Source organism: Kribbella sancticallisti (assembly GCF_039530625.1).
In the GTDB taxonomy this organism is placed as follows: Bacteria; Actinomycetota; Actinomycetes; order Propionibacteriales; family Kribbellaceae; genus Kribbella; species Kribbella sancticallisti.
This window is the reverse complement of the sequence record NZ_BAAAOS010000022.1, coordinates 100,111-121,540: the sequence shown is the minus strand read 5'-3', so window position 1 is coordinate 121,540 and position 21,430 is coordinate 100,111. Positions and strand designations below refer to the sequence as shown.

19 protein-coding genes and 2 pseudogenes are annotated in these 21,430 nt (G+C 67.2%); 12 read left to right on the top strand and 9 right to left on the bottom strand.

The features are described from left to right. Nucleotides 1–21 precede the first annotated feature (21 nt). From ABD255_RS19990 to ABD255_RS19980, 3 genes are all read left to right on the top strand, one after another. Nucleotides 22–1,383, top strand: a complete 1,362-nt coding sequence (locus ABD255_RS19990; protein ID WP_344216071.1) for an ABC transporter substrate-binding protein — start codon at nt 22–24, stop codon at nt 1,381–1,383. Then, nucleotides 1,383–2,252 (top strand): carbohydrate ABC transporter permease, encoded by an 870-nt coding sequence (locus tag ABD255_RS19985; protein ID WP_344216069.1) that lies wholly within the window; start codon nt 1,383–1,385, stop codon nt 2,250–2,252. The genes ABD255_RS19990 and ABD255_RS19985 overlap by 1 nt, the downstream gene beginning before the upstream one ends. Before the next feature lie 89 nt (nt 2,253–2,341). Continuing rightward, a complete protein-coding gene (locus tag ABD255_RS19980) occupies nt 2,342–3,073 on the top strand; it encodes a carbohydrate ABC transporter permease (protein ID WP_425554472.1) in 732 nt (243 codons plus the stop codon). Between the two features lie 440 nt (nt 3,074–3,513). Here the strand turns inward: ABD255_RS19980 and ABD255_RS19975 are convergent, their stop codons facing one another. From ABD255_RS19975 to ABD255_RS19950, 7 genes and pseudogenes are all read right to left on the bottom strand, one after another. Then, complete coding sequence (locus ABD255_RS19975; protein ID WP_344216064.1) at nt 3,514–4,785, bottom strand: MFS transporter; 1,272 nt, start codon at nt 4,783–4,785, stop codon at nt 3,514–3,516. Nucleotides 4,786–5,516: 731 nt separating this feature from the next. After that, on the bottom strand, nt 5,517–5,951 hold the full coding sequence (locus ABD255_RS19970; RefSeq protein ID WP_344216062.1) for a TniQ family protein: 435 nt from the start codon (nt 5,949–5,951) through the stop codon (nt 5,517–5,519). A 181-nt stretch (nt 5,952–6,132) separates the two neighbouring features. After that, nucleotides 6,133–6,767: pseudogene (locus ABD255_RS19965) on the bottom strand (TniB family NTP-binding protein). Nucleotides 6,768–6,895: 128 nt separating this feature from the next. After that, nucleotides 6,896–7,537 (bottom strand): Mu transposase C-terminal domain-containing protein, encoded by a 642-nt coding sequence (locus ABD255_RS43770; RefSeq protein ID WP_425554471.1) that lies wholly within the window; start codon nt 7,535–7,537, stop codon nt 6,896–6,898. Nucleotides 7,538–7,931: 394 nt separating this feature from the next. Then, nucleotides 7,932–8,036: pseudogene (locus ABD255_RS43765) on the bottom strand (hypothetical protein); the annotation flags it as partial. Between the two features lie 320 nt (nt 8,037–8,356). Beyond that, nucleotides 8,357–9,757: a hypothetical protein gene (locus ABD255_RS19955; protein ID WP_344216060.1), complete on the bottom strand. Its 1,401-nt coding sequence runs from the start codon at nt 9,755–9,757 to the stop codon at nt 8,357–8,359. Between the two features lie 31 nt (nt 9,758–9,788). Continuing rightward, complete coding sequence (locus ABD255_RS19950; RefSeq protein ID WP_344216059.1) at nt 9,789–11,528, bottom strand: sialidase family protein; 1,740 nt, start codon at nt 11,526–11,528, stop codon at nt 9,789–9,791. A 222-nt stretch (nt 11,529–11,750) separates the two neighbouring features. On the opposite strand from ABD255_RS19950, the gene ABD255_RS19945 reads away from it, so the two are divergent. The 3 genes from ABD255_RS19945 to ABD255_RS19935 all read left to right on the top strand — a co-directional run bounded on the left by ABD255_RS19945 (nt 11,751) and on the right by ABD255_RS19935 (nt 14,304). Next, nucleotides 11,751–12,041, top strand: coding sequence for a hypothetical protein (locus ABD255_RS19945; RefSeq protein ID WP_344216057.1), 291 nt, complete (start codon nt 11,751–11,753; stop codon nt 12,039–12,041). A 504-nt stretch (nt 12,042–12,545) separates the two neighbouring features. Next, nucleotides 12,546–13,058 (top strand): SigE family RNA polymerase sigma factor, encoded by a 513-nt coding sequence (locus ABD255_RS19940; protein ID WP_344216055.1) that lies wholly within the window; start codon nt 12,546–12,548, stop codon nt 13,056–13,058. After that, on the top strand, nt 13,048–14,304 hold the full coding sequence (locus ABD255_RS19935) for a hypothetical protein (protein WP_344216053.1): 1,257 nt from the start codon (nt 13,048–13,050) through the stop codon (nt 14,302–14,304). Before ABD255_RS19940 ends, ABD255_RS19935 begins: the two co-directional genes overlap by 11 nt. A gap of 89 nt (nt 14,305–14,393) precedes the next feature. Here ABD255_RS19935 and ABD255_RS19930 read toward each other — a convergent pair whose 3' ends face one another. Beyond that, a complete protein-coding gene (locus ABD255_RS19930) occupies nt 14,394–14,639 on the bottom strand; it encodes a hypothetical protein (protein ID WP_344216051.1) in 246 nt (81 codons plus the stop codon). Nucleotides 14,640–14,756: 117 nt separating this feature from the next. Here ABD255_RS19930 and ABD255_RS19925 point away from each other — a divergent pair, with 117 nt between their 5' ends. The 4 genes from ABD255_RS19925 (at nt 14,757) to ABD255_RS19910 (ending at nt 19,064) form a co-directional block, all read left to right on the top strand. Beyond that, nucleotides 14,757–14,909, top strand: a complete 153-nt coding sequence (locus ABD255_RS19925; protein WP_344216049.1) for a hypothetical protein — start codon at nt 14,757–14,759, stop codon at nt 14,907–14,909. 2,042 nt (nt 14,910–16,951) lie between these two features. Then, nucleotides 16,952–17,272: a hypothetical protein gene (locus tag ABD255_RS19920; protein ID WP_344216047.1), complete on the top strand. Its 321-nt coding sequence runs from the start codon at nt 16,952–16,954 to the stop codon at nt 17,270–17,272. A 543-nt stretch (nt 17,273–17,815) separates the two neighbouring features. Further along, nucleotides 17,816–18,484, top strand: coding sequence for a Type 1 glutamine amidotransferase-like domain-containing protein (locus tag ABD255_RS19915; RefSeq protein WP_344216045.1), 669 nt, complete (start codon nt 17,816–17,818; stop codon nt 18,482–18,484). Between the two features lie 64 nt (nt 18,485–18,548). Beyond that, a complete protein-coding gene (locus tag ABD255_RS19910; RefSeq protein WP_344216043.1) occupies nt 18,549–19,064 on the top strand; it encodes a GNAT family N-acetyltransferase in 516 nt (171 codons plus the stop codon). A gap of 120 nt (nt 19,065–19,184) precedes the next feature. Here the strand turns inward: ABD255_RS19910 and ABD255_RS19905 are convergent, their stop codons facing one another. Next, nucleotides 19,185–19,532 carry an NUDIX hydrolase gene (locus tag ABD255_RS19905; RefSeq protein ID WP_344216041.1) on the bottom strand — a complete coding sequence of 116 codons (348 nt, stop codon included), beginning with the start codon at nt 19,530–19,532 and terminating at the stop codon, nt 19,185–19,187. 214 nt (nt 19,533–19,746) lie between these two features. On the opposite strand from ABD255_RS19905, the gene ABD255_RS19900 reads away from it, so the two are divergent. Together ABD255_RS19900 and ABD255_RS19895 are read left to right on the top strand one after the other, a co-directional pair. Further along, on the top strand, nt 19,747–20,874 hold the full coding sequence (locus ABD255_RS19900; RefSeq protein WP_344216039.1) for a dipeptidase: 1,128 nt from the start codon (nt 19,747–19,749) through the stop codon (nt 20,872–20,874). A gap of 11 nt (nt 20,875–20,885) precedes the next feature. Next, nucleotides 20,886–21,425, top strand: coding sequence for a DUF3995 domain-containing protein (locus tag ABD255_RS19895; protein ID WP_344216037.1), 540 nt, complete (start codon nt 20,886–20,888; stop codon nt 21,423–21,425). The last annotated feature ends 5 nt before the right edge of the window (nt 21,426–21,430 follow it).

Genomic DNA, 21,430 nt, shown 5'->3' with positions numbered 1-21,430 from the left:
TCAACCTGCAAGGAGAGCCAGATGACCGGCACGACGCGCACGGCGGGAAGCATCGACCGCAGGAACTTTCTGAGACTGACCGCCGGGGTGGGCAGCGCGCTGCTTCTGAGCAACTGCAGGGACGACGGCGAGGGATCCGAGGGTGGCCAGCCGATCTACTGGACACAACCGAACGCCGGACAGAAGGAGATGCAAGCCTTCCTCGCCGAGATCGAGAAGGGCTTCGCCGCGGAAAACCCCGGGATGACAGCCAAAACACTGCTGGTTCCCTGGGAGGACTCCCTGACCAAGTACACGGCCGCCTTCTCTGCCGGCAACCCGCCGGACGTGACTTACCAGATCATTCCCTGGATGAACAAGTGGCGTGACTCCGGTGTACTGGCCGACTTCCGGGAGATCGCCCCAAAGGAGGACATCGACAAGCTTCTGGAGAACGTGAACCCGAACCTACTCAAGGTCGCGCAGGGAGTTGGCGGCGAACTTCGGGCGATCCCCTATGTGACCGACAGCGGCCACAACCTCACCGTCAACCTGAATGTCTGGGAGAAGGCCGGCAAGCCGGTGTTCCCGACCACTTACGCCGAGATGATCGAGTTCGCGAAGGCGATGACCGTCGACGCCGGGGGACACAGACTGGGTGAGGCCGGCTTCGACAAGTCGAAGGTCGCGCACTACGGGATGACGTGGCCGGCTGTTCCGGCTATCCAGGAGAACTACGTCTGGCACTACTTCTGGTCGTTCGGCACCGAGTATATCTCCGAGGACGGCAAGGACATCGGGTTCGACAACGATGCCGGCCGCGGGGCATTGGAGAACATGAAGGAAATGGTCGACTCCGGCGCGGCCACTCCGCCGGGGCTCTACAACGACGAGTCGAAGTGGGCCAACGCCATGGTCTCGGGCAAGTCAGGTATGCAGTGGACCCACGCACTGTCGGCGGAGCAGGCGAAGGCCTTTCCGGCGGCCCGGCTGAAGCTCCTTGAGCCGCCGAAGGGTCCGGGTGGCGAGCAGTTCATGGTCGGTGGTTGCGGCTACATCGCGGTGGCGGCGAAGAGCAAGAACCCGGAGACCGCCTACAAGCTCGCCAAACACATCCTGTCGCCGGGGCCCAAGGAGCGTTACACCCGGCTGATCCTCGGTCTGCCGATCAACGGGTCCAGCGGCGCCTTCTACACCGAGCTGCCCGATCGGCGGATGAACGAGTTCATGAACGAAGCCTCGAAGATGACCAGGTTCCAGCGGATCCCGCCGGCGTTGAAGTACCAGCCGAACGAGTACCTGATCGGAAAGATCAACGACTACGTCACCGGCCGCCAGCCGCTGGACGACATGATCCGCGACGCCCGCAACCAGATCAAGCAGATGGCCGCGGCGGCCGGCTGATGCGGCGGCCGATCCGGGAACTGGTGGTCGCTGCCCCGTTCGTGGTGTCCAAGGCCGCGGTGTTCGGCCTGTTCATCGCGGTTCCGTTCGTCTACACATTCGTCCTGACGTTCCAGCGTGGCAGCATCCTGAGCGGGCTACGCTTCAACCGGCTGGACAACTATCGCACTATCTTCTCCGACACGCTGTTCCGTGACTCACTGCGCAACACGCTGCTGTTCATGGCGATCTCGACACCCGTGACACTGGTCGTCGCCGGCTCGGTGGGTCTGCTGCTGGCCTCCAAGCTACGGGGAATGGTCATCCATCGAACGCTGATCTATCTGCCCTCTTTGCTGTCGGTGGTCGCGACCGGGTTGATCTGGAAGGTTCTGATCGACCCGGAGCAGGGACCTCTGCAGTTGCTGATGGCGCGGGTCTTCGGCCTCGAGATCCCCTGGCTGACCGATGGGGCCACCGCCATCGTCTTCCTGGCCCTGATCACAGCGTGGAGCAGCTGCGGCTTCTACGGTCTCGTCTTCATGGCCGGGTTCAACAGCATCCCGGGTGAGCTCCTGGAGGCGGCCCGGATCGACGGTGCCAACACCTGGCAGGTGCTGACCCGGATCAAGCTGCCGCTGATCCAGCCCGTTATGCAGGTAGTACTCGCACTGGTCACGATCAACGCCGTCCAGGTATTCGACCTAGTATTCGTGATGACGAACGGCGGCCCGGGGACCGCGACCTACACCGCGATGTGGTACGTCTACCAGAACGCATTCAATGGTGGGTCCGTCGCCTACGCCGCGACCATGAGCGTCATCCTGCTGGGGATCACCGCGATCATCTCGGCGGCGTTCCTGGGCCGCCGGGCAGGGGTTGACCAATGACGGGTGGTCGTTCCGGCTGGCCCTCCGTGCTGGCCATGCACCTGGTGGCCACGCTGACCAGCCTGCTGTTCGCCGCCCCGGTCCTCATCGTGGTGGTGGTGTCGCTCAAGTCGACGACGTTCCTCGAATTCTCGTTGTCGCCGGCAACATGGACGCTCCAGAACTACCGAGAGGTCTTCAACGACCCGCTGGTTCCGCGTTACGTCGCGAACAGCCTGCTCGTCGGAGGCGCGGTCACGGCTCTCACGGTCCTGGTCGACCTGCTGGCGGCGTACGCCTTCGCCAAGCTCAGGTTCCCGGGCCGGGAACTCAGCTTCGGGTTACTGCTCGCCACGCTAATGCTGCCCTTCTCCGCCACCTTGGTGCCGGTGTACCTGATCGCGGCCAGGCTCGGCATGGTCGACAGCTACGCGGGGCTGATCATCCCGTCCCTGGCCGGCCCCTTCGGTGTCTTCCTGCTCCGCCAGTTCATCCGGGGGATTCCGGACTCGCTGCTGGAGTCGGCACGCATCGACGGCGCTTCGGAGCTGCGCATCTTCGGCAGCGTGGTCCTTCCGCTGTGCCTCCAGCCGATGGCCGTGCTGGCGATCTTCACCTTCGTCGCCAGCTGGAACTCCTTCCTGTGGCCACTGCTGATGGCCCAGTCCGCCGAGATGCGCACCCTCACCGTAGGAATCGCCACGACCAACACCCAGTTCACCCAGAACATCGGCGGCACCACCGCCGTCGCGGTGCTCAGCCTGTTGCCGATGGCAATCCTCTTCGTCGCTTTCCAGCGGTACTTCGTGCGCGGTGTCCTCGCCGGCGCGCTGAAGGCGTGATCGCGGCCACACCCCGGTCCTGCGACGCCTTGCGTCCTGCCGGACCGCAACTTAAGATTCAACTATCAGAAATTGAAGATGATATTTGGAAGTTAGCGACCAGTGCAGGTCGCCTTGGGGGGGCCTTCGAGAGATCGGCCTGGGCGCCTATCTGCCGGCCCTGTCCCGGCACCAGTCGGTCGGGTTGTTGACCCTCGCCGACGCCTTGCCGGACCGTCGCCAGGCAGCCGCGCGGTACGGGGTCGACGTGTTCGCGGACCTCGACGAGGTTCTCCGCTCCCCTGTCCCGGCCACCGGTAGGCGAGCCAGAGGATCATCGCAGTCAACGGCACCCAAAGCAGGGAGAACGCCCAGGTTGGCGGGCACCACGCCCAGGCGGGCGACGGCTGACCCTTGCTGGGTCACCATGGTCCGGTACTGGACCATGGTGACCCAGCGCATCACCTGACCAGGCCAGAGTCGCCGTCAGCGTCCACAGAGCCGCTCGGCGCGGCGTGCTCGTACCGGCCGCCCGGATTCCCAGTCCGGCAGCGTAAGCGCGACCCCAGGCCGATGAGCAGCACCGTGAGGGCGAGCAGCCCTGCTCCGGCCAGGAACCCGTACGACGGGTCGGTACGGTCGATCGCCAATCCGGCCAAGGATGCGCCGGCCGCACTGCCGAGGTTATTACCGGTGTTGATCCAGGTGCTCGCCTCGGTTCGTTGGTGCTGTGGGGTCAGGTCGTCGACCGCCAGGTAGGACACGACGAAGAGCGGAGCGACGGCCAGACCGCCGACTGCCATCACCACACCGAGCACGATCAGATTGCTGGCGAAGGCTGCCGCCATGAACGCGGCGGCCAGCAAGGCGATCAAGCCGGCCAGGTGGTGCCAGTGCGATCGGGTATGGGTACGACGGGCCCAGGTCAGCCCTCCGATCACACTGCCCAGACCGATGGCCGCCTCGACGAATCCGGCCGCCCCGGCCCGCCCTTGACCTTGCGCGACACCCGCCACACAGATGTAGGCCACGCTCACTCCACCGGCCACGAGGAAGATGATCAGCACGATTCGCCGAAGCCCCGCACTCCGCAACGGCCCTGGATCAAGGAACCGGCGCGGGGCCTCTTGCTCGGCGACATGCGTGGCCGGCGGTGTCGCGACCATCCCGAAGGTCCCGGCGACCATCAGCACGGCCGAGGACGCCAGCGCGGCCGGCGCGGACCAGAAGCTGATCAGAAGTCCCGCGATGAGCGGACCACCCAGATACAGCGATTCCTCGCAGATCGAGTCGAGGGCGTAAGCACGTTGCTTGAGCTCGGTCCTGTCGGTGACGAGCCGCCAGGTGGCCCGCATCGACGGGCCGAGCGGCGGGGCGAACACGCCCGCCAGACCGACCAGGATCACCAGCACCGCGGCGTTCGCAGTACGGGCGAGGGCGGTGGCGGCCAGTCCCGATGCGCAGATGACGGCCATCGGGGGGAGGACACGGCGTTGGCTGTGGCGATCGACCAAGCGGGCCTTGACGGGCATCGTCAACGCAGCGAGGCCGAAGGCGGCGACCGCGAGACCCGCGGTCGCGAACGAGTTGGTTGCTTGCTGGACGGTGAACAACGCGGACAGCGGGAGCAGGCCGTACGACAGCCGGCCGAACAGCGCGGGCACGAAGGTGCGCAGCGCATGCGGCAGCAGCAGGACGTCACGGTAGCTCCCAGCACGTGAAGTGCTGGACATAAGAGAACGCTCCTAGAGAGCCCCGGCTCCGTCAGTGGAGCGGGGTGAGGTGATCGGGCTCGGCGACGGCGAGCACTCTCTAGGCACGGGGATCGAACATGACACGAATAGTATCGGACGCCGGACTCACCCCTGGCGGTCGTAGGTTTTGCGAGAACGGAGCTCGCCCTGGTGGCGGTCACAGCCCCTGACACCGGCACCGGGCTGGTGAGATCGTCGGGCTGCTGATCGCGTTCCCGCCTCGAACATGGTCGAGCAGCACCTCGACTCACCGCACATCTCCGACCGGCAGATGGTCGTGGCCGCCGCGAGGAGGCAGCCCGGCTGTCTTCCAGATCGTGCGCAGTGCCTCCTGGGGCCACTTTCGCCGGGAGGTGATCGCGAGACTGACCTCGTCCAGCACGGACCGCAGCATTCGGAACCAACACCGCGGCCTGGACGGTGCGGCCGGGCAGATCGACCAGTCCGGTGTTCAGGGCGCTGTAGGTGTAGCGCTCCAGCGTCGCGAGGGGTTCGGGAATGCGCCGAGCTGGCATCGGCTGGCCGTCGTGCAGCAGGGAATGGAACTTGGCGGCGAACAAGTCCTCGAGGTAGCAGCCGTGCTCGTGGCAGCCCAGCACCAGCGGCAGCCGCCACATCAGTTCCTGGCCTCGGTCCGGGTCGGTGACGCAGACCGACCGGGCAGTGCCGGTTCAGCCACGTCGCGGGCAGCCAAGGCCCGATCCAGCGGCTCAGATTGCCGTCCGGGCGCTGGATACCGGCCTCTCCGAGCGGGAACAGAACCGGGTTGGACCGGACGTAGTTGAAGAACTCGCGCCCGGAGTACTGCTTGTCTCCGGGGCACCAGCTGGTCCGGCAGGAGCCCAGCCCGACAGCGTCATCGCCTTCAGCCGGTCGACCGACTGGCCGGTGCGCTGCGACAGCGCGGACAGCACCGCCGGCGGCGGGTGCACGTTCAGGTCGTAGGCCGGGTACGGCGCGGATCGTGGCAGGTTCTGCGGTCCAATCAGCTGATCGGAGGTCATCTGGTACAGCACCGCGAGCCGGTCCAGCCACGACGTCAGCGACTCACGCTCGCCGGGCGGCGGGTGCAAAGGCCAACGCCGAGACGGCGCATCGTCCGCCGCGCCGGTCGACGGGCCGGTCCACGTGCTGGGCGCGGTCACGAGAGTTCGCGCTCGAACAGGCGCCGCCGCTCGCCGGGTCCGGCATACGCGGCGAGCTGGAGCGTGTGGGCGTTGATGGCCTCCTCGCCGGTGGTGATCGCGACGGTTGCGGCCTCAGCCGGCAGCGTGGCGAGCTCACCGATCTCGCCTCACAGCGGGTCAGCAGGTACGACGTACGACGTCATCTCCGCGGTGGCAATCGACGAGGGCCTGCGCAGCGGGAACGATGCGGCAAAGCTGGCCACCAGCGAGCAGGCATCGGCACCGGGTTCCCAGGTCGGCAACGTGAATGGGGCGAACCGGTTCTCCAGCTGGTCGTCCCCCGAATCGCCAGGTAGGCGTCGCGAGTGCCGACACCGACCAACGGGATCCGCAGCTCGTTGCCGAGGAACCGCAGCAGGTTCAGGAACTCGCGGCGGCGGTCACCGCGGCCGCCCATGATGTTGTGCAGCTCGTCGATCACCAGCGTCCGCACCCCGGTGGCCGCATCAACCCGAGCACGACCTGCTCCAACTCGGCCGCCCGGTAGTTGCGGCGTGGTGCCCCGTGCGCGGCCAGTACGGCGGTGTAGAACCGGCCGACGTCCGGCTCCGACGGCACCTGAACCACCAGCACCGGGATCTCTTCCCGGTCCTCGTGCGAGACCGGGGGGTGAGTACGGCGGAACCTTTCGATGATCATCGACTTACCGTTGTTCGTCGGCCCGATCAGCAGCAGGTTCGGCATCCGCTGCTTGGCCGGCCACGCCAGCATCGTCTCCAGCCGGGACAGCGCCGCGACCGCGGCCGGGTACCCGATCCACCGATCGGCCCGCATGTACCGCAGCCGTTCCTCGTCGCCCAGCAGGGCGATCGACCGCGCCGACTCATGCAGATGCCCCAGCTGCTGGCCGTCGTCCTGGCTGCCCTCGGGGTCGACGGAGGCGGCCGGCTGTGTATCCGGGGTCACCACTGCTCGATCACCTCGAACGCAGGCGCCGAAAGCGGCGCTTCGGCGTCCACATCGTCCGGGCCAGTCGGCGGCTCGACCACTGGGGCCGGCGTACCGGTGCTCCGCGTCTGGTGGCCTGCCTCGTCGCGGCGGCCCTGGTCGCGACGGGCCTTGCGAGTCGTAGCCGCCGCGGTGTCGGTGATGCGGCGCATCTGGTCGACCATCGCGAACACCGCCTGCTCGTCCACGTCGTCACGGTCCTGCTCGCGCAGCCGTGCAACAGCCGCGCACCGCTCCGACATGCTGATCGCCGGACGCGACTGCGCCCGATAGGGCACCTGTACACACGCCGTACCGTCCGGTTCGAGTGCCCAGATCCGGGAGATGTCGCGCGGGTCGCGGCGTAGCACGAACTTGTCCAGCTGCTCCCGCCGGGCGATCCACGGGCGGAGCGCATGACAGTAGTAGTACACGTGGTCGACCAGGAATCCGGTCCGGGTCAGCGAGCGGCGTCCGACGGGCAGGAAGTCGACCAAGAAGGCGGTTTCGTTCGATACCGTCACCGGTCCCTGGTCCGCCGCACCGGCCAGCTCGGCCCAAGCCGCCGCCGGAGTCCGGCCGAGGAAGTCGTGGACCTGTCCGTGATAGCAGGCCACCGCCAACAGCAGTCAGCTCGGTCAGCGTCATCACTGCCCGGCCGTCGCTGTCGTAGCCGCCCCGCTCGGCCACGTTCGAGAACGTCGTACCCGGCAACTCGTGCACCAGGCGCATCATCGTGCCGATCACTCGCTCCACGATCCCGCCGTAATGCGGCTGACCCGGCGGCCGGTACCGCAACACCATCCCGTGCTGGTCACAGCCGCGGCGCAGCGCCTCGCTGTGAAACTCCGCGCCGTTGTCCACGTACAGCTCCCACGGCTTCCCGCTCATCGGCGACACCGCATCCACGCCCAACCGCTCCAACCACGGCCGCTTGTCCATCCCAGCCCGCGCCAGACACAACCCGACCGACGTGGCCCTTCCCTCCCGCGGCGGCGCGACAGCCACCACGCAGTCGCCCCCCGGGACATTGGGCACGGTCACCGTCATGATCGACGACGCGATCAGTGGGTGCCTGCCTCCGGGCGAGTAGGAACCGACCCGGCCGACCGGCAGGTGCCGGTGGCCGAGGACCCCCTGGCAGCGTCTCGACCTCCAGATCGGTCAAAGGTCGCCCGCTGCGCGCGTGCGAGGCCTTCGACCTGCCGCCGAGCGAACTCCAGGTGCCCTGCGAGGTCCGCGTCCACCGTGGTCGGTTCTCTCGATCAGGTCCGTCGGCGGCGATCGCGCCGGGCAGCAGTGCGACCACCTCGGTCTCGACGAAGATGCCGCCGAGATCCGCACCGGCGGTCAGCCGGGCGGATAGGGCGGGGTGAAGTACTCGGGGAACGCGGTGTCGTAGTCGTCCCAGTCACGGCAGCTGCTCCCGGGTTCGGTCATCGTGCCCCGAAAGATCGGGACACCGCGGAAACGATGCGCGCCGGCCGGTCTGGTACATGGAGGTCGACAACCGCCAGCAGCGGTCCCCCGCCGGCGGACAGCGACCAGTCCGCCGGTTCTTCGAAACCGGGGTTACGCACGTGCAGACCGACGGTTTCCAGGTTGTCGATACCGACGTCGATGTAGCCCAGCGACACGTCCCGCAGGCACCGCAGCCGAAACGTCAGCGTGACCTGGTCACGTCCCGCGACCCATTCGGTGACGTCGACTGGGCCGTGCAAGGCGTCGCCCTGGACCCATAGGTCCCATCGCTGCTCGTTGACGTCCTTGCTCCAAACCGTCGTGTCGTCGATCAGCAACTCGAGCACGTACGTCCCGCGGTCGATGCCGTTGGCAAGGAAGGAGCGGTGATACCAGAAGGAGACCTCGTAGCGAGGCGAGGCCGGATCGACGACGACGACCTGATCAGCCGCGGCGACGGCTCCGGCCGGTACGGCGGCGCGCGGGGCCACCAGCGCGAGCCTGCCCGCGCCGTACATGGATCGGTGGTCGGTGGCAGGGGTCGGTGCGCCGTCCAGCTGGGTGCCGTAGGCAATGACCCCTGGGGTCCGGCCGGCCCGGGCGTACTCGTCAGCCACGGTCAGCGTCTCGGTGACATAGCCCTCCGTGGGCGGAAGCGGCGCGTCCAGGAAACGTCCGGTGTAGATCAGCGGGATGAGGTCGAGCTGCCGGGGCTCGGTCAGCTCGAGGATCCGGTCCAGACAGCCGGCGAGTGACGCCGCCACTGTCGTATTCTCGTGGTCGCCGTCCAGGAACGGGTAGATGATGCCGTCGATGTACGGGCCGTACCTGTCCAGGAACCGTTCACTGGTCGCGGTCCCGAAGTAGGCGCAGGTATAGAAGCACAGCTCGGGATTGATCGCGCGCGCCGTCCCGGCGATCTCGGTCATGTATTCGGGCGTGAACAGCTCCGCGTTGACCGGGAACTCGAAGTCGTCGATCGCCCAGGCGGTCAGGTTCGGGTACTTGAGCGACAGTTCGGCCATCGCCCGCGCCCACCCGACGAAGTCCAGCCGGTACGGCCGGGAGGCCCGCCCGTGCTCGGCCGTCTCCGACGGCGGTACGAGGTATGGGATGACCGAGATGCCGTACGCCGCGGCGGCCGGCAGAAACTCCTCCCGCAGGTCGTCCCAGTCGGTCGGCGCATCCCATATGCCGAAGAGATACGTATTCGCGGACATCTCCCGCAATTGCCGGACCAGAGCCGGGGTGTCCACGTGCCGATGGCCGTCTGCCCTCGGTTCCCGTTCTCGGAGTGCCGCGCCGACGGTGTTGCCACCGACGAGCGTCGCCTTGATACCGCCGGCTGGGACCGGATAGCCGGAGTTCGTTGTCATCGTTGTGTTGCTCCCTCGTGAGTGCGCACCGTCAGTGCTGCGCGGAAAGGTTGTCGAACGAGGCCGCACCGACTGTGCTGACGCCCAGGTTGCCGTTGTGGTAGCTCGAGTCCCGTACGGTCGCCACAGCCAGGCGGCGGTGGGAGTCCATCGTCCACAGCTCCGCGGTCAACCGATGGCCCTGTGCGTTGACAGTCAGCCGGTACGAGGTACCGAGCTGCACACCACCGGGCACCTTGGCGGCGGCCAGCGTTGCAGCAGGCCCGTCGTGGCTGTTGCGGCCGACCAGCAGGTCTCCTCCGGCGGTGACCGTGGCGTGGTAGCCGTCATGCGCGGCAAGGGCCGGCGCGGGATCGGTGACCCGGAACAGCAGTGCGGCGGAACTGCCGGCAGACTCCAGCCGAACCTCGGCGGAGACACGGTAGTCGCGCCAGGCCGTGGATCCTGCGAGCGCCTTGCCGCCTTCGGCCGCACTCTGCCGGTAGACCCGCGCCTCGTCCACGGACCAGTCGCCTGCGTACCGGACCCAGCCCGGGTCGTCACCGGTGGCGAAATCTGCACGGTAGGGCAACGTGCCGACATTCGCCTGCTCCGCATAGACCCCGCAATGGGTACTGCCGGGCCGACCGGCCGGCGAGTCCAGCCGTAGCTCCCGGCCGTCCTTGGACGGCAGGAGGGCGGCGCCCCACAGCGTTCCATCACACTCCGCGGGCTTGAACGGCAGGTGCATCCGGAACCAGGTCTTGCCCTGGTCGTAGCTGACCAGTGCCGACTGCCGCTGCTCAGGAGTCTGCCGAGGCGCGCGAGCATCGATGCTGTACCCGGCTGTCAGGATCAACTGCCCTTGCGGGCCGCCGCCGGGCGCCCAGACGAGGTAGGGATAGCTGGCCAGGTAGCGGTGATCAGCGGTCTGCGGTCGCCGACCCAGGTCGGCTGGGTCGCCCCAGTTCACCCCGTCCGCGGATTCCTTCACCATGGCGTCAGCAGCGATCGGCGCGCCCACGAGCTCGTAGCTCAGGATGTATCGGCCGTTGGCCAGCCTGGTCACGATCGGCATTCCCGGACGCAGGTGTGACTCGGGCGCCGCGACGACCTCGGTGGAGGCTCCCCAGGTCTCCCCGCCGTCGACGGACACCACCTGACTGAGCTTCTGCGAGTGGCTCACGTCGCGTTCGTCGGAGAACTGCATGACCAGTTCCCCCTTGGCCCCGAGATACAAGAAGGGTTCCCAGATCGGCCGCCCGTCGGAGCTGCTTTCCTGCACCACTCCCCCGTAGGTCCAACTCCTGCCGTGGTCCAGGCTCCGCCATAGCTGAACTTCGACGCGAGGGCCGGTCACAGCACCGACCAGGAAGATCGCGCCCGCCGGGTACTTCCCGACCCGGCGCGGCAGCTCCAGCAATGACGGTGTCCACTTCGTCGGCCAGGGACGTCCGGGTCCGGTCTCCCCGTCCTCCACCTCCGCCAGCGTGGTCCACGTGCGTCCGTCGTCGGCGCTGCGCTTGATCAGGTAGGGCACGGACTCGGCCGAGTTCGGTTTCCAGTGTTCGAAGGTGCTGATCAGGGTGCCGTTCTCCCGGCCCGCGTGCTGGAGCCGGATGGTCCGGATCGCCAGCCCCTTCGCGTCCGGGTCGGCGAAGTCGTGGATGGCCTTGCCATCGCCGTTCGCGGCAGCGGGTGGCGACGCCGCGACACCTGCCACCAACAGCGCCGACGTACAGGCGAAAGCCAGGGCCAGCGCAGCCACCCGCCGGGTCGGAGATCTTCTCATCGCGCCTCACTACTCCCGAGTTACCGAAGGAATGCATAGTTCCTAAATGCCGAAATAGGATTCCGTATTCAGAAACACTAAGCCTGCGGTTGTGCCGCGACAACCCCGGGCGCGTTGGGCGGGATGTTATTCTTCATATCGGACTGAAATTTCGATATACCGAATCATCTCCGACAACTCCAACGAATCCCGCGACCCCTGCCTGGTCGAGCTGCGCCGATCGTGGTGACGGCCCGGCGCTTCGACCACCAGCGCGGCGGAGACTGGCCCGGCAAGCGCGGCCTGGTCGTCGAGGTCCGCAGACACACCGACACGTCGCGGGTGTTCGCGGTGGACTTCCCGTCCGCGTGGGTGACCGACTCGATCGAGGTCGAACTCGACCGCGCCGGGGGCGCTGGCCGGCCGACGAGTTCCCTCGCCTGGATCGACGCCGTACGCCCCCACCTCATCGAGGCCACCCACCGCGCAGCCACCTCACCACCACCACCAGCGACACCAAGAGCTGACCCATGATGGACACCACTAACGACACCACCGCTGCCGCCTCGCCGCCCTACCCCGTGACGTGCATCAAGTGCGCCGTCAGCAACCTGACACACAGCGAGGTAACGGAAAGTCGCGGCTCTCGCGGTCGACAGTCGACTCGATCGGCACTGGGTAATCCGAGGTATCACGCCGCTCTTCGCCCTATGCTGGGCGGCCGTGCTGTCGGCGGACAAAGGTCGCAAAGGCCACCGTCCCGCCGCGGCGATTCTCGATCGAGGGTGACATCCTTCCAGCCGAGGCCGAGGTTTCGGGCCGCGTTGGCACCGGTTCCCTCGGGTGCGGCGGCCACCCTGACCGGGGGTCGCCGGTGAGGCTTCTCTCCGCGCTGATGGAGCGGTCCGGAAACGCTGTCAGGAGAGGTCAGAAATCGGATGTCTCACTCCGTGGTCAAAAGTCGGACTCAGCAGATCGGCCCCGGGCGCAGTCTTTAGTGGTGCAGGTCGGACCAACCGGCCCGGATTAGGAGGCGGCGTGACGTTCGAACAGTGGGCCCGGGTGGGGCTGCCAAAGCTGCTCAGATTCGCGACCGCCCTGTGCGGATCCGGCGACCTGGCCGGTGACATGGTTCAGGACGTCGCCCTGAAAGCGCACCGGCACTGGGACCGGGTCAGGGAGGCCGACGTTCCCGACGCCTACCTGCGCAAGATGCTGGTCAACGAGTACCTGTCCTGGCGCCGCAAGTGGTCCCGGATCGTGCCGCGCGCGGAAATTTTCCCGACCGAGCAGCTCGCCGACCACGCGAACCAGCAGGCCGACCGCGACCAGCTGCTCACCGAGCTGGCGAAACTTCCCCGCCGCCAACGCGCCGTCCTGACCCTGCGGTACTACGGCGGCCTGTCGGACCCCGAGATCGCCGAAACCCTCGGCTGCACCGCCAGCACGGTGCGCGCCCACGCGTCCCGGGCCCTGGCCGCACTCCGCATCGAGATGGCGGCCCCCAAAACCTTTCAGACCTCACGGACCGGAGTGACCCATGCGCACTGAGGACGACCTCCGCACCGCCTTCGACCAACTGGCCGACTCCGCCCCCCACCCCGATTCCGTTCTGGCAGACCTGCGGCCCGAGCGCTCGACACCGCGCCGCCGTACACCCATCATCTTGGTGTCCGCTGTGGCGACGGTTGCCGTCGCTGTGGGAGGCCCGCTGGCCATTGCCCACCTCAGGAGCGACAGCCAGGCTGCGGGCCAGGAAGGCCTTCCCATGTTGCAGAACTGGGTGACCGTTCCCATCCCGGCCGGCATGGTCGACCGCGGCCACACCTACCAGCAGGACTACCAGGTGCAGTACCTGCTGAAGGCCACGGGCCCGGTAGGCGCTAGTTGCCTGTGGTCTGTTCACCGCAACGGCTCCTTCGACGCCAGCAGCATCCCGGCCGGGAGCCCCACAGTCACGATCAATGGGATCAAGGCGAGCGTCGTCACGGCGCCGACCGCCAAGCCTGTGCTCAAGCTGCCTCCGGAGTACTACGCCGGCAACAAAATCGTCAGCAAGGCAGCTAGCGGCACAGCCGGGCCGATCAAGCTCGTGGGCAAGAAGATGACAACCGTGGCCTGGCAACCCGCGGCTGGACTCTGGGCTCTGGTCACGTGCGAACGGCAGGTTGACAACGGATGGCTTGATGCGCCTTACAACCCCGACGTCGCCAACGCCATGGCACTCGCGAAGACGATCACGGGTCAATCAGCACGGCTGAGCTCTCCGGTCCAGGTCAGCTACCTCCCGGAGGGGCTCGCCCCGGCGAGGACGTACACCTCCGACGCCGAGAAATTCGGCCCCAAAGCCGCGGTACCCGAAGCGGGCAACGGCTTCGACATCCACTTCAGCGACGGCAACCTTGCGACCGGCGTGAAGAAGGACTCCTTGCCGTCCATCGCACGCGACGGCCAACCTGAGCCCGGCGACGATCTCGCGATCGCTTACCAGAGCACCAAGGAGTTCCTCCAGTCGTACCGTCAACGCAAGCCGGACCTGACCATCAACGGACTGCCGGCCTGGTACGGCGTCGCGGACCAGGGCCTCATCGGGAAATCCAAGGGGAACGACCCCAGGACCGGGCTGACGATCGTCGGCAAGCACTACGATTTCGCTGTCACCGTCGTAGGCTTCCACAACGGCAGCGCCACCGTCGCCGAAGTCCGCAAGATCGCCGAGGGACTTCACTTCGCCCCGAGCCCGACCGACAAGTCCACCTGGTTCGACGCCGCGGTTGCGATCCCCGCGCCCCGCTGACCGCTACAAGCAGGGGCAGATTTTAGCATCGAGACCGTGGGTGAAGGATAAGCAACGCCACGGACGCCCTGGCCTCTTGGGGCGCACGATCAGGGGATAGGTGTCGGCGCCGCGGACTCGGATTTCAGAGAACCGATCGCGCCGCCGCGGGCTTCCGCGGCGGCGCGGACGTCGGCGATCGCGAGAGCGAAGTCGATCTCCGGCGGCCTGGCCCACGTGGTCGAGGTGACCGGCAACACCAGCCCGAACATGAGCAGCCCGACCAATCCGATGATCGGCCGGTGACGCTGGCGGACATGTACGGGCCGGGCCTGCATCACCCAGATCTGGCTCACCCGCGGCCAGCAGTCGGGTGGCGGCTACTCCAGGTAGACCCAGTAGAGGCTGCCTCGCACCGCGAAATGGCCCCACGCGGTGTGAATGACCGAGCTGCTATCTCAGACGGCGGGTGCGTGACGTGCAGTTCGACGCGCACGGCCCGCGCGATCCCGCGGCTCGACGAGCCGGTGCCGTTCGACGCCTGGTCGCGGCAGGTCGGTGAGCTCGATGCCTGGATCCGCGAGGGCGGCGAGTGGATCGGCCGTGTGAAGGCTGCCAGACGGTGAGATTAGGTGGATCGGGCACAAAGAACTTCGACCCACCGCGGACGCTGGCAGCTCCGAAGACCGGCGTGGTGGAGGTGCCGGCTGATGCCCGGCCCGCTGCGGGGGCTCGTGATCACGCTGGTCGGAGGCTTGCTGACCGGCAGCTCTTCTATATGTCCGACTGGGAAGACAAGCGTCGAGCTGCTCAGTGCGTGGGGCGAACGGCTGACGAGTTCTGCGGCTGGCCCCTGGCGTACCGGCAGGAATCGCCGGGGAGCAGCCGGTGGCTGTGGGCGGCTGGCGCTGACAGGCACCGAGCCGACGTGGTGCACGAAGCCGCCTAGCCGGGGATGAGAGTTGAGTCGTGCCCAAGCCATTGCCGGCCTGGATCGCCACCGCGCTCACCCCACACGCCCCACCGTGACACCACCGGCCACGGCCAGTGCGTTCGGCTTCGGTACGGCAGTCCGATGCGGCCGCGGACACGAGATCAGCTCCGACTCACCGCCCGCGCCCGACCCCACCGGTGACCCCACACAACGGCAACGGGCCTTCACCGTCCATTGGTGAAGGCCCAGTGTGGAGTGTAGGTCAACCAGGCTCAGGCAGTTGCCGCCAGTCCCGCCGGCCGTGGGTGGGGGCCATGCAGACGCGCCCGCTTCAGCGTCTCCATCACACCCTCCAGGTACCCCGGCCGCGGCGGCATCCCCGGTGTCTTGTAACCGTCCGGAGACGTCATCAGCGCGATCTGCGTCTCGTCGTACAGCCTCCCGAACGTCTCGTGCAACGCCGGGCCGATCGCGACACCCGACGGACGCAGAACTGGTGCCTTTCGCCGGTGTCCACAACGGATCGGCCGGGTTCGCCAGGGGAACCTCCGCGCCGGCCAGCCACCGACAAGTCTTCATCACCGCTGACGCGTACGAGGCCGCCCACGATGTCTCCCCCAGCGGACTAGCCATCACCAGTCTCACGCATTCAGCCTCAGCCAACCGCCACCCTGAGCCGAATTCAGCCCAGCGGCACACGGACCAGCCCGGCCGGCATACCGGCCAACACCTGCTCAGTGATCTCCATGCCACAACACGGTCCCAGACCCCACCGACATTTCCACCGATCGTGAGCTCGCGTGGCATCGTCCGTGGCACGAAGTGGGGGACACTGATGGGGAATTTCGTGCTCGCTGAGGGCAGCCGTGTGACTAAAACCGCTGGTAGAGAGCGGATGCGACGCTGTCGTTCCTCCTCGTAATGAGAAGGTCGTCGGTTCGATTCCGACTGGCGGCTCCACACGAACCCCCACGTCAGAGGGCAGTTTTCGGCTGGGGGTCTGTCGTTCCCGCCCTGGGCTCGCAGGACACGCCGTACGGCGGCCAGTGCAACGATTGGCCATGCCCGAAGCGTCCACCAAGTATGAGGCCGATCAACCGTGGCGCGAGGGGTCGTGTGTACGTCGGTTCTGCCGTCGTGCTCATCGGGTTCGCCCTCACGGCGTGTGGAACCGAGGTCACACCACCCTCTGGTGCAAGCGACGCAACGCCCAGCGTTGCTCCAACGGTGCCCCGTGGTGCCGTTCCGCCGGCTCCAGCGACTGCGGCGTTCGAAGACCGGGCGCGCGCCGTCGCGGAGGCTGTCCGGGCCGCGGGGATCCCGAAGCCTCCGGCAGGGATCTTCCTGCACTCGTCGCGGACGCCGGAGCTCGCGTTCGACTCGACCGAGCAGAAGCTTGCGTGGTCGGCCGGGAAGGTCGTCGTGGCCCCGGGCGTTCGACTCGGATCAGGCGGCAGTTCCCGCATCGATTTCGCGGACGGATCGAGCCTTCCGGTGAGCGTGGTCAATGCTCGCCCTGCCCTCACCGGGGAGATCGGGAGCACACAAAGCAACTGCCGGGGCATACCGGCGTCGTCGTGCACCCTCACGATCACCGCCGCTTCGTTGGGAACAGCCGAGGTCGTCACGAGCCGGGGTCCCGCGACCGTACCCGCGTGGTCCTTCACTGCGAAGGGCCTGTCGAGAAAAGTCGTCGTCGTTGCAGTCTCCAAGAACGTACTCAAAACGCCGGCCATGCCGGTCCCACCGCCCGGGCTCGCCGACCCCGCCCCCGGCCTGCTCCATGCCGCGAGTCTCACCCGGATCGAAGGCAGCACGCTCACCTTCTCCCTCAGCCACGGAGACTGTGATCGCGACCTTCGAGCTCACGTTCTCGAATTCGACGACCTGGTGGTCATCGGAGGAAGCCACGACGAGCCGCCGGCCGGCACCGCCTGTACGTTGGCGCTGCGCCGGACAGTCGCGGTCGTCGCCCTGACCGCCCCACTCGGAGACCGCGCAGTTGTCAGCGCATCCACCGGCATCAGGCTCTTCCTCAACCCCCAAGTCAACTAGCATTGCTTGATGCCGGCGGCGGTGGCAAGATGCGCCACTCTCTGAGGCCGGGGGTTCTTCGTCTCCCGCCTCGATCGCCTTCGGACGGGGGCGTTAGTGGCGGGCCCGGCGCAGGCCAGTGGCAGCTACATGGCCGGGCCTACCTGGCCGGTGACGGCACGATGTACACCGACTGGTACGACGAGCGTGTGGTGAGAGTCGCCGTTCATCGATCGTCGAACGCCACCTGCTTGTGGCAGCGATCCTCTGGGCCAACGGTTCCTCGCGAAGAGCGAGATCGACGGAATCTTCGGTGACCGCACACGATGCCGCGACGCGGGCCTTCCAGCGGGTGAGGTACGGCCCCGAACAGCCGTGAACGACGCCCGGCTACTGATCATGATCATTGCCACGTTCTGGGAGGATGTCGGATTCGGGATGCGGCGTTCGTGGAACGGTTGAACGGGGCCTAGGCGAGGGCGTCGGACAGGGCATGACAAGGAGTCAGGCGATGATGCGTCAGCGGTCTGTTTGCCACACGTCGTACACGTCCGGGGAGGCGGTGTGAAGCTTCTTCTCACGTCCGGGGGCGTTGCCAACCAGAGCATCCGCGATGCTCTGGTTGGTCTGCTGGGTAAGCCGATCTCGGAATCCCGTGCGCTCTACATCCCCACGGCCCAGTGGGGCCACCCGATGCTCGGGCCCGCCTCGGTGCGAAGCGCCGTCGCCGGCGAGCCGCCGTTCCACCTGATGACCAGCCTGGGCTGGGCGTCTTTGGGCGTCCTGGAGCTCACCGCGCTGCCCAGTATCGGCGAGGATCGGTGGGTGCCGTGGGTGCGAGAGGCCGACGTGCTGCTGGTGGACGGCGGCGACGCGACGTACCTGTGCCACTGGATGCGGGAGTCAGGGCTGTCGCGGGTCATGCCGTCGCTGCCCGAGACGGTCTGGGTAGGGATGAGCGCTGGCAGCATGGTGATGACACCGCGGATCGGTGACGACTTCGTCTCGTGGCCGTCTGCGCCGGACGACCGCACGCTCAGGGTCGTCGACTTCTCGATCTTTCCGCACCTGGACCACGAGCAGATGCCCGAGAACACCCTGGCCGACGCGGAGAGATGGGCCGCCGGCATCGGAGGTCCGTCGTACGCCATCGACGACCAGACCGCCATCAAGGTCACCGACGGCACCACCGAGGTCATCTCAGAAGGCCACTGGAAGGCGTTCCCCGCATAGCCCGGAACGCTGTATGCCCCCGGGCCTGTCGACAGGCGTGGCTCGGGTGGCGGAGGATGCGCGGGTGGGGACTCGGCTGGTCACGATCGAGGGTGCGCGTGGGCTGGCTGAGTTGCTGCGGGTGAATCGGGAGTTTCTGGCGCCGTGGGATCCCGTGCGGGACGACGAGTTCTTCACGGTTGCGGGACAGCGGGCCGTGGTTGGGGCGGCTCTTGAGCAGTACGAGCAAGGGTGGTGCCTGCCCTGGGTGATCACTGGTGATGATGATCGGGTGGTCGGCCGGGTCTCGCTGACCGGGATCGTGCGTGGTCCGCTCCAGTCCTGCAGCCTCGGCTACTGGGTGGGTGCCGCCGACAACGGTCGTGGGTTTGCCACGGCCGCGGTGCGCGAGATCATCCGGGCGGCCTTCGTGGACCTGGGGCTGCATCGGATCGAAGCATCGACGCAACTCGCCAACGTCGGATCTCAGCGCGTGCTCGAGCGGGCCGGGTTCACCCGGATCGGTGTTGCGCCGGAGTACCTCAGCGTGGACGGGGAGTGGAAGGACGTCGTGCCGTATCAGTTGGTCAGTCGCCAGTAGGAGGGGTCCACAGGCCGAGCCATTGTTCGGCGCCCCAGGCTTCGTAGCGGGCCGCTTCGGCGAAGCCGAGTTTGGTGGCCAGGCGCACTGAGCGCGTGTTGGCGGTTTGGGTGGTGAGTACTACGGGGCGCCGGGACGCGCCTCCGCGAACCAGTCGAGCGCGGCGGTGCCGGACGTCAGATAGTCGACCGCTGGTACGGCGATCGGTGGGTACGGCATCTCACCCAGCAGCCGTACGGCGTCCGGCACCGGGAACCACCGGACCTCCATCACCGAACCGTCCGGATCGTCGACCGCGAACGCCGGATCGGCCACGTCCACGAGGTAGTTCCACGGCCGCGACGTCGCGCGACCGTCGGCGATCGTCCGCGTCGTCCACACGAGCTCGAGCTCCCCGGCCGCAGCCCGCAGCCCCGACTCAACCCGCAACTCCCGCGCCGCGCCACCCGCCGGCACATCGCCGTCCACTCCGCACCTCGCCACCCTTCGACAACTGTTGCGATCCTTCGCACATCGGGCCTGACCGGAGGTTGGGAAGGATCTGCTGATCCCAAGCCGCTGACGTTAGTGCTGACGGACGAAATTGTCGTAGTGCGAATGTGGCAGAGAACCATGACGGGCGGACCTCCGGTGGACATGCTGTTATTCCGACTTCTGTGAGAGAGAAGGGAGAAGTGCGCACGTGAATGAGGCGGAGCGGCTGCACCACGACTCCTTGGTCGTTGACGCCCACAGTGACCTGCTGATGCTCGTCAGTCTCCGGCCGGAGACCCAGCAGTCGCGATACTTCCGCGCGCACTGGATTCCTCAACTGCGGGCCGGTGGGATCGACGTGCAGTGCTTGTCGGTCTTCGTCGGCGAAGACATCGCTCCTGAGAGCATGCTCCGGCGAACACTTCGGATGATCGAGTGCGCCCACCGCATCGCGGAGCAGAACGGCGACCAGGTGACGTTGTGCCTGACCGGCGCGGACGTCGACTCGGCCGTGGCCGCAGGGCGCATCGCCTTGGTCCTGGCACTGGAGGGCTGTGACGCGATCGGCGTCGACGTCGAGCTTCTCCAGACGATGTTCAGGCTGGGAGTCCGCATGGCATCGCTCACCCACTTCGGCCGTAACCCACTCGCCGACGGAAGCGCGGAGGAGGAGACGCACAGCCGATTGACGCGCGCCGGCCTCGATGCCGTCACAGTGATGGAGCGCATCGGAATGCTGGTCGATGTCTCCCATCTCGCCGGTTCGGGTGTGGACCACCTCGTCCGGCACGCCCGGCGTCCGGTCGTCGCCACGCACTCCTCAGCGTGGGTCCAACGCCCCCATCACCGCAACCTCACCGACGAGAGACTCAGGGCGCTGGCCCAGAGCGGCGGGATCGTCGGAGTCGCTTTCGTTGCCGGCTTGATCGACCCCGATCGGCCGACGATGAGCCGGGTCGTTGATCACATCGCGCACGTGGTGTCGGTTGCAGGCATCGAGCACGTCGGCCTGGGCCCTGACTTCGTCAAGGAGGTTCATGAGGAAACGCTGCGCTCTTACGGAGCCAGCGACGACGTGGGCTTCGACCGCCGCAGGTTCGTCCCCGGCCTCGGAGGGCCCGAGGGGTTGCCGAAGGTCACCGTGGCCCTGTTGAACCACGGCTTCAGTGCAGACCAGGTGCGGCTCATCCTCGGCGAGAACTGGGTCCGCTTGTTTCGTGCTCAGCTCGGGATCCCCGGCGACGCGCAGCAGGAGCGGTCCAGCATGCCCGCCGAAGCATGCTGGCTGAGACCGACCGACAACATGCCGGCGACACACAGAAGGGATCAGCGGTGACGAAGAGGTCGATGAGAGCACCGCTCGGTCCCCGTGACCCGGCGGCGCAGATCACCATTCCCGCGAGTCGACCCGCCGCCGCAGGCCTGGCGGCCGTGTGGTCCGCAGCCTTCGCCGCCCTTCACGTGTACTGGGCCGCCGGCGGGCGAAAAGGGCTCGGCGACACGTCCGACGCAGCCGACCAGGCGTTCGCGAAGACATGGTTCGTCGTGTACAACTACGTGGTCTCGATTCTGGCGACCCTCGGCGCAGTCCTGGCGATCGCTTCCCTTCGACCGTCGCGAGGACGCGTTCTCCCCCGATTGATGCGCCTCTCCGCCACGACAGCTAGCGGTGCCCTGTTGTCTCGTGGGGCACTCGGCCTGACGATGCTCGCCATCGAGCGGCGCAAGCCTCCGGCAAGACCGACCTCGCCGCTGCTCGTTCTCGTCGAGCCGGGATTCGTCGTCGGCGGTCTGGGCTACGGGCTGCTGGCTCGTGGCCTTCGCCGCTCTGGCCACCGCGCCCCGCAGCCGACGGATCGACCCGACACTCACAATGCGAGGAGATGAGGACC

Excerpts from the sequence above, each read along its gene's own strand:
- ABD255_RS19920 (WP_344216047.1), top strand. The coding sequence starts at position 16,952 with ATGCCGGTCCCACCGCCCGGGCTCGCCGACCCCGCCCCCGGCCTGCTC.
- ABD255_RS19950 (WP_344216059.1), bottom strand. The coding sequence starts at position 11,528 with ATGAGAAGATCTCCGACCCGGCGGGTGGCTGCGCTGGCCCTGGCTTTC.
- ABD255_RS19895 (WP_344216037.1), top strand. The coding sequence starts at position 20,886 with ATGAGAGCACCGCTCGGTCCCCGTGACCCGGCGGCGCAGATCACCATT.
- ABD255_RS19935 (WP_344216053.1), top strand. The coding sequence starts at position 13,048 with ATGCGCACTGAGGACGACCTCCGCACCGCCTTCGACCAACTGGCCGAC.
- ABD255_RS19990 (WP_344216071.1), top strand. The coding sequence starts at position 22 with ATGACCGGCACGACGCGCACGGCGGGAAGCATCGACCGCAGGAACTTT.
- ABD255_RS19975 (WP_344216064.1), bottom strand. The coding sequence starts at position 4,785 with ATGTCCAGCACTTCACGTGCTGGGAGCTACCGTGACGTCCTGCTGCTG.
- ABD255_RS19955 (WP_344216060.1), bottom strand. The coding sequence starts at position 9,757 with ATGACAACGAACTCCGGCTATCCGGTCCCAGCCGGCGGTATCAAGGCG.
- ABD255_RS19985 (WP_344216069.1), top strand. The coding sequence starts at position 1,383 with ATGCGGCGGCCGATCCGGGAACTGGTGGTCGCTGCCCCGTTCGTGGTG.